Origin of the sequence: Litchfieldella rifensis (assembly GCF_042646605.1) — a bacterium.
Classification (GTDB): Bacteria; Pseudomonadota; Gammaproteobacteria; order Pseudomonadales; family Halomonadaceae; genus Litchfieldella; species Litchfieldella rifensis.
In genome coordinates, this window is record NZ_JBHRUG010000022.1 from 1 (window position 1) to 2,042 (window position 2,042).

Consider the following 2,042-nt stretch of genomic DNA (forward strand, 5'->3'; position numbering starts at 1 on the left):
GGCTCCCCCCGAACTGGCGTCCGGGGTTCCTAGCCTCCCAGCTATCCTACACAAGCAACATCAGCATCCAGTGTGAAGCTATAGTAAAGGTTCACGGGGTCTTTCCGTCTAGCCGCGGGTACACAGCATCTTCACTGCGATTTCAATTTCACTGAGTCTCGGGTGGAGACAGCGTGGCCATCATTACGCCATTCGTGCAGGTCGGAACTTACCCGACAAGGAATTTCGCTACCTTAGGACCGTTATAGTTACGGCCGCCGTTTACCGGGGCTTCGATCAAGAGCTTCGCCCGAGGGCTAACACCATCACTTAACCTTCCGGCACCGGGCAGGCGTCACACCCTATACGTCCGCTTACGCGTTGGCAGAGTGCTGTGTTTTTAATAAACAGTTGCAGCCACCTGGTATCTTCGACCGGTTCAAGCTCCAGCAGCAAGTGCCTTCACCCTACGCCGGCGTGCCTTCTCCCGAAGTTACGGCACCATTTTGCCTAGTTCCTTCACCCGAGTTCTCTCAAGCGCCTTAGGATTCTCACCCTGACCACCTGTGTCGGTTTGGGGTACGGTCCCACAGCATCTGAAGCTTAGAGGCTTTTCCTGGAAGCGTGGCATCGATGACTTCCGCCCCGTGGGGCGTTCGTCTCACCTCTCGGCCTTGGGATCCCGGATTTGCCTGAGATCCCAGCCTACTGGCTTTCACCAGGACAACCAACGCCTGGCCCACCTAGCCTTCTTCGTCCCCCCATCGCAATGCTGTGAGGTACGGGAATATTAACCCGTTTCCCATCGACTACGCCTTTCGGCCTCGCCTTAGGGGCCGACTCACTCTGCTCCGATTAGCGTCGAACAGAAACCCTTGGTCTTCCGGCGGGGGCGTTTTTCACGCCCCTTGTCGTTACTCATGTCAGCATTCGCACTCGTGATACCTCCAGCAGACTTCTCAATCCACCTTCGTCGGCGTACACGACGCTCCTCTACCGCGCGTCATTCGACGCACCCGTAGCTTCGGCACCTGGTTTGAGCCCCGTTACATCTTCCGCGCAGGCCGACTCGACTAGTGAGCTATTACGCTTTCTTTAAAGGATGGCTGCTTCTAAGCCAACCTCCTAGCTGTCTAAGCCTTCCCACATCGTTTCCCACTTAACCAGGATTTCGGGGCCTTAGCTGACGGTCTGGGTTGTTTCCCTTTTCACGGCGGACGTTAGCACCCGTCGTGTGTCTCCCACGCTCCACTCACCGGTATTCGGAGTTTGCCTCGGGTTGGTAAGTCGGGATGACCCCCTAGCCGAAACAGTGCTCTACCCCCGGTGGTGATACGTGAGGCGCTACCTAAATAGCTTTCGAGGAGAACCAGCTATCTCCGGGCTTGATTAGCCTTTCACTCCGATCCACAAGTCATCCAAATCTTTTTCAACAGATCCTGGTTCGGGCCTCCAGTTGATGTTACTCAACCTTCACCCTGCTCATGGATAGATCGCCCGGTTTCGGGTCTATTCCCAGCGACTGGTCGCCCAGTTAAGACTCGGTTTCCCTACGCCTCCCCTAGTCGGTTAAGCTCGCCACTGAAAATAACTCGCTGACCCATTATACAAAAGGTACGCGGTCACCCCACGAAGGGGCTCCCACTGCTTGTACGCATACGGTTTCAGGATCTATTTCACTCCCCTCGCCGGGGTTCTTTTCGCCTTTCCCTCACGGTACTGGTTCACTATCGGTCAGCCAGGAGTATTTAGCCTTGGAGGATGGTCCCCCCATGTTCAGTCAAGGTTTCACGTGCCCCGACCTACTCGATTTCACGACATCAGATTTTCGGCTACGGGACTATCACCCGCTATGGTCGACCTTCCCAGATCGTTCGCCTAATCAGTCTGCCGCTTAAGGGCTAGTCCCCGGTCGCTCGCCGCTACTGGGGGAATCTCGGTTGATTTCTTTTCCTCGGGGTACTGAGATGTTTCAGTTCTCCCGGTTCGCCTCGTATCCCTATGGATTCAGGATACGATACCGATCGGATGATCGGTGGGTTTCCCCATTCGGAAATGCCCGG

Annotated in this window: 1 rRNA gene; it reads right to left on the minus strand. The window is 55.6% G+C overall.

From position 1 onward, the window contains the following. Nucleotides 1-2,042: ribosomal RNA gene (locus ACFOEV_RS11205) — 23S ribosomal RNA — on the minus strand; the annotation flags it as partial.